This window comes from uncultured Ralstonia sp., assembly GCA_913056305.1.
Lineage (GTDB): Bacteria > Pseudomonadota > Gammaproteobacteria > Burkholderiales > Burkholderiaceae > Ralstonia.
Genome location: CAJXMR010000277.1, coordinates 1 through 5,319, shown reverse-complemented (window position 1 = coordinate 5,319; position 5,319 = coordinate 1). Strand labels below are relative to the sequence as shown.

Here is a 5,319-nt window from a genome sequence, read left to right as displayed (position 1 = left end):
TTGCGCGCTCGTTCAAGCAGGCCTTCGGCATTCCGCCGCACCGCTACCTGCTCACGCGCCGCATCGAGCAGGCGACCACGCTGCTGCGCGATACCGACCTGCCCATCATCGAGATTGCGTTTGCCACCGGCTGGGAGAGCCTGGGCACCTTCGGCCGCACCTTCCGCGACATCACCGGGCAGAGCCCGAGCGCACTGCGCCGCGAGGCCCAGGTCGCCGCCATGGGCCAACAACTCGACCGGGTGCCCGCCTGCGTTCTGAAGGCCGCGCAGCGGCCGGACCTCGTCACCGCAGTTTCGGAGAAGCGCCGCCGCGTGGCGCAGCGTACAAATCCACCATCAACCAACACGGAGGAGGTGTGATGAACCAAGGGATCAATGTGGTGGGCCTGTACGTCGACGACCAGGACGAGGCGCTGGCGTTCTACGTCGACAAGCTCGGCTTCCGCGTCCATACGGACGTGCGCAACGGCCCGTATCGGTGGCTGACGGTGCAGCATCCGGAGCAGCCCTCGTTCCAGCTCGGCCTGTTCACCCCCGGGCCGCCGATCCACGACGAAGCGACGGCGCAGACGCTGCGTGCCATGGTGGCCAAGGGCGCGATGCCGCCGCTGGTGCTGACCGTGGCCGACTGCCGCGCGACCTACGACAAGCTGCGCACCCGTGGCGTGGAGTTCACGCAAGCGCCGGTGGACCGCTTCGGCAGCGTCGATGCCGGTTTCCGCGACCCGGCCGGCAACGGCTGGAAGATGATCCAGGCGGCGGGAGGCTCGAAATGAGCGGCAGCGCCTGGATTCGGCAGTTTCATCGCTGGGTGTCGATCGTCTTTACGTTGACGGTCATCGCCAACTTTGTCGCCATGGCGCAAGGGCGGGGCGCCCCGCCGCCCTGGGTGACCTACGCGCCGCTGCTTCCGTTGGGGCTGTTGCTGCTGACAGGGCTGGTTCTGTTTGCGTTGCCGTACCTCGGCCATCGCCGCGGGCGACGTTCGGTAGGGGGCCAGGAGGCGCCGAGCGCGAGGGTTTGATGTTTGCGCACGGCGGTGCAGAGATGCGCGAGGGGCGGCGGAGCATCAACGCGCGACCGAATCCGCCGTCTGCCCGAGCAGCACGCGGCGCTCGTCCTCGGAGATGTCTTCGCGGCGGCGCGAGTAGGCCTTCTGCACGCCGGCATACGCCCGCACCGTGGCCGGGCGCGCGGCCACCGCCTCGAACCAGCGCTGCAGGTGCGGGAAGTCGTCCAGGTTCTGGCCATGCCCCTCGTGCGGCACGATCCACGGATACGTTGCGATGTCGGCGATCGTGTAGGCCTCGCCCGCGATGAACGGGCGGTCCGCCAGGCGACGGTTCAGCACGCCGTAGAGGCGGTTGGTCTCCTTCGTATAGCGCTCGATGGCATAGGGCACGCGCTCGGGCGCATACACATTGAAGTGGCCGATCTGCCCGGCCATCGGCCCCAGGCCGCCCACCTGCCAGAACAGCCACTTGAGCACTTCCATGCGGCCCTGCAGGTCGGTGGGCATCAGTTGGTCGGTCTTCTCGGCCAGGTAGAGCAGCATGGCGCCCGATTCGAACAGCACCACCGGCTCGGTGCCCTCGGCCGGGTCGTGGTCGACCAGGGCGGGAATCTTGTTGTTGGGCGAGATGGCGAGGAACTCGGGCTTGAATTGCTCGCCGCGGCTGATGTCGACGGGGATGACGCGGTGCGGCAAACCGGTTTCGGAAAAGAACATCGCCATCTTCAGGCCGTTGGGGGTGGCGCAGTAGTACAGGTCGATCATGGGGGCAGGCTTTTGTGTTGGTGTGTGACAGATTAGGTGCCGTAGCAGCTTTTTGATAGGGCCAGAAATCGCCAATCAGACGGGGCCACTTTGCCGCAAATGCTCATGCGAAGTTCGCGCAAGTGCCGTCAAGTTGCCATGCTATCGTCGCGCCAACCGTGTCCGACCCACCGCCCGCAATGACCACCGCGTCGCCGCTGTCCGCCCCGCCCGTGCCCACCCGCGCCGAGGCTTTCCGCTACTGGCTCAAGCTCGGCTTCATCAGCTTCGGCGGGCCGGCCGGGCAGATCGCGATCATGCATGAAGAACTGGTTGAGCGCCGCCGCTGGATTTCGGAAGGCCGCTTCCTGCATGCACTCAACTACTGCATGGTGCTGCCCGGCCCCGAGGCGCAGCAGCTGGCCACGTACATCGGCTGGCTGATGCATCGCACCTGGGGCGGCGTGGTGGCGGGCGGGCTGTTCGTGCTGCCGTCGCTGCTGGTGCTGATGGCGCTGTCTTACATCTACATGCGCTTCGGCCAAGTGCCGGCGGTGGCGGGCGTGCTGTACGGCATCAAGCCGGCGGTGACGGCGATCGTGGTGTCGGCCGCGTGGCGCATCGGCTCGCGGGCGCTGCGCAATGCGTGGCTGTGGGGCATCGCGGCGGCGGCGTTCGTGGCGATCTTCGCGTTTGCGGTGCCATTTCCGGCCATCGTGCTGGTGGCGGCGCTCATCGGCGGCATTGGCGGGCGCGTCTCGCCGCGTACGTTCCAGACCGGTGCCGGCCACGCGAGTGAAGACGCCGCGCGCGGCGCCCCCGCCGTCATCGACCACGACACCCCCACGCCACCGCACGCACGCTTCGCCTGGTCGCGCTTCGCCAAGGTGCTCATCGTGTTCCTGGCGATCTGGGCGGTGCTGATCGGCGCGCTGGCCTTACGCTTCGGCTGGCACGGCGCACTCACGCAGATGGGCGTGTTCTTCACGCAGGCCGCGCTGCTCACCTTCGGCGGCGCCTATGCGGTGCTGCCCTATGTGTTCCAGGGCGCGGTCGAGCACTACCACTGGCTGACCGCGCCGCAGATGATCGACGGCCTGGCATTGGGCGAGACCACGCCCGGCCCGCTGATCATGGTGGTGGCCTTCGTCGGCTTCGTGGGCGGATGGGGGCAGGCGGTGTTCGGGCCCGAGGCGCTGGCCGCTTCCGCCGCCCTGGGCGCGACGGTGGCGACGGTGTTCACCTTCCTGCCGTCGTTCCTGTTCATCCTGCTGGGTGGGCCCTTCCTCGAAAGCACGCACGGCAACCTGAAGTTCACCGCGCCGCTGTCGGCCATCACGGCGGCGGTGGTGGGCGTGATCGTCAACCTGGCGGTGTTCTTCGCGCTGCGCGTGCTGTGGCCCGACGGCTATGCGGGCCGCTTCGACTGGGTATCCGCCCTGATCGGGCTTGGCGCAGGCGTGGCGTTGTTCCGCTATCGCGTGGGCGTGATTCCGGTCATCCTCGGCTGCGGGCTGGCAGGGTTGGCGGCTCGGATGTTCGCTTAAACCTGCCGCTGGTGCGCAGGCGCCTCCGGCAGCTCGCATGAGCGCGTGTACCACTCCCACGCGGCCGTGCCGCACAGCACCAGCGTCGCCAGCGTGGAGACCGCCAGCGCCGGCAGCTCGGCGGCGACGAGGCCAACCACGCCCAGCGCAAGCAGCCCCAGCCCATGCGCCATGCGCGCGCGGCCGAAGATCGCGCACTTGAACAGCAGGTTGCCGAGCAGGTACAGCCCCGCGCTGCCCAGCACCGCCAGTGCCGCGCCGGCATGCGGATGCCCGACCGGGTGTGCCAGCACGAACTCATCGGCCACCGCACTGACGATGATGCCCGCCACCAGCAGCACGTGGATGTAGGTGTAGGCCAGCCGCGCGAGGCGCCCCGGGTCGGCCGCGTGCGAGATGGTCTGTGCACCGCGCTCGGCAATGGTGTCGAAGTACAGCCACCACATCGCCAGGCTGCCGATGAACGACATCGCCATCGCCGCGATGTTGGCTGCGTTCCAGTCCAGCCCGGCAAAGGTCGAGCCCGTCACCAGCACCGACTCGCCCAGCGCGATGATGATGAACAGCGAGCAGCGCTCGGCCATGTGGCCGCCTTCCACGTTCCAGTCGTCGACGCTCGAGCGGCCGAGGCCGGGCGTGTAGAAGCCTGTCGATGGGCCGATCCACTCGATGCCGAGCGCGATGATCCAGCAGGCCCAGCGCGTGGCGTCTTCCGCCAGGCCCCCGGCCAGCCAGAACACCGCCGACACGCCCAGCCACACGGTAATGCGCTGGAAGTTGCGCCGCATGCCCAGCGACTCGCCGCGCATCGCCCACAGCGAGAACAGCGTGCGCCCGAACTGCATGAAGGCATAGGCACCCGCAAACGCCAGCCCGCGCGAGCCGAACGCCTGCGGCAGCGAGGCCGAGAGCAGCAGCCCTGCCGTCATCAGCACCAGCATCAGCACGCGGATGGCGAGCTTCTCGGGGTCAAGCCAGTTGGTGACCCACGAGGTGAAGATCCACACCCACCACACCGCCAGCATCAGCAGCAGCGTCTGCGCGCCGCCTTGCAGGGTGAAGTTGCCGATCAGCAGATGCGAGAGCTGCGTGACCGCAAACACGAACACCAGGTCGAAGAACAGCTCGATGTTGGTGACGCGGTGGTGGCCGTGTGCACCGGCCGGAGCCAGGCGGAGGTAGCTGCGGGGCATGGGGCGCGGTGTGTCAGGACGCCTGCATGCCGAGCGTGATGGTGCCCGCGCCCACCAGCACCGCGCCGCCGGTGTAGCCGAAACGGCGCTGCGCGGCCACGCTGGTCAGGCGGTGGGCGAGCAGCTTGGCCGCCAGCGCGTACATCGACGCGTTGAGCGCGGCCAGGCACACGAAGGTCGGCAGCAGGATCGCGCTCTGCGAGGCGAAGGTCTGGTCGGCCGAGATGAACTGCGGCACGAAGGCGACGAAGAAGACGATGCTCTTGGGGTTGAGCGCGGTCACGGTCCAGGCGGACAGGAAGCGGCGCTTGGCGGACTTTTGCTGCACGGGGATGGTGGCTTCCGGCGCATCGTCGCGCAGGCGCCGCGCGCCGAGGATCGACTTGATGCCGAGGTAGACGAGGTAGGAGCCGCCGACCAGCTTGAGCATGGTGAAGGCGGCGGCCGATGCGGCGAGCAGGGCGCCCGCGCCGGCCAGCGAGACGGCCATTGCGGTGGTGTCGCCGGCGGCGACGCCCGCGACCGTGCTCCAGGCCGAGCGGCCGCGGTTGGCGAGCGAATCACCAATCACCAACAGGATGGTCGGGCCGGGGATCAGCAGGACGATGATGCTTGCGCCGATGAAGGCTAGCCAGGTGTGGAGGGGCATCGCGGGTCTCCTTTCAGGTGGGTTTTCTTGTGCGGTTGGCACAGTTATCCACGAAAATTTTGGGGCGTCAAATGCTGGGGAGGGTGTTGGTCTTTTTTGGGGCCTTGGTGGTCTGCCTCCCTTTCGCCCCCTGCCGGGGCCGACCTACTTTTCTTTGTCTTGCCAAAGAAAA

The 5,319-nt window shown here is 68.0% G+C and carries 7 protein-coding genes; 4 read left to right on the top strand and 3 right to left on the bottom strand.

Annotation, left to right across the window (positions count from 1 at the left end; genetic code table 11):
* From QZ609_RS24235 to QZ609_RS24225, 3 genes are all read left to right on the top strand, one after another.
* On the top strand, positions 1 to 362 hold a 362-nt coding region (locus tag QZ609_RS24235), incomplete at its 5' end, for a helix-turn-helix transcriptional regulator (RefSeq protein WP_295500335.1).
* Positions 362 to 778 carry a VOC family protein gene (locus tag QZ609_RS24230; RefSeq protein ID WP_295500332.1) on the top strand — a complete coding sequence of 139 codons (417 nt, stop codon included), beginning with the start codon at positions 362 to 364 and terminating at the stop codon, positions 776 to 778. The genes QZ609_RS24235 and QZ609_RS24230, both read left to right, overlap by 1 nt.
* Entirely contained in the window at positions 775 to 1,026 is a 252-nt protein-coding gene (locus QZ609_RS24225) for a hypothetical protein (protein WP_295500329.1), read from the top strand. The genes QZ609_RS24230 and QZ609_RS24225 overlap by 4 nt, the downstream gene beginning before the upstream one ends.
* Positions 1,027 to 1,071: 45 nt before the next feature.
* Here QZ609_RS24225 and QZ609_RS24220 read toward each other — a convergent pair whose 3' ends face one another.
* Positions 1,072 to 1,779 carry a glutathione binding-like protein gene (locus QZ609_RS24220; protein ID WP_295500326.1) on the bottom strand — a complete coding sequence of 236 codons (708 nt, stop codon included), beginning with the start codon at positions 1,777 to 1,779 and terminating at the stop codon, positions 1,072 to 1,074.
* A 179-nt stretch (positions 1,780 to 1,958) separates the two neighbouring features.
* Here QZ609_RS24220 and chrA point away from each other — a divergent pair, with 179 nt between their 5' ends.
* A complete protein-coding gene (chrA, locus tag QZ609_RS24215; RefSeq protein ID WP_295500338.1) occupies positions 1,959 to 3,305 on the top strand; it encodes a chromate efflux transporter in 1,347 nt (448 codons plus the stop codon).
* On the opposite strand, the gene QZ609_RS24210 is transcribed toward chrA, so the two are convergent.
* Complete coding sequence (locus tag QZ609_RS24210; RefSeq protein ID WP_295500323.1) at positions 3,302 to 4,498, bottom strand: low temperature requirement protein A; 1,197 nt, start codon at positions 4,496 to 4,498, stop codon at positions 3,302 to 3,304. The genes chrA and QZ609_RS24210 overlap by 4 nt on opposite strands.
* 13 nt (positions 4,499 to 4,511) lie before the next feature.
* The gene (locus QZ609_RS24205; RefSeq protein WP_295500320.1) at positions 4,512 to 5,147 is read right to left on the bottom strand and encodes a LysE family translocator; all 636 of its coding nucleotides are present in this window, start codon (positions 5,145 to 5,147) and stop codon (positions 4,512 to 4,514) included.
* Positions 5,148 to 5,319: the final 172 nt, after the last annotated feature.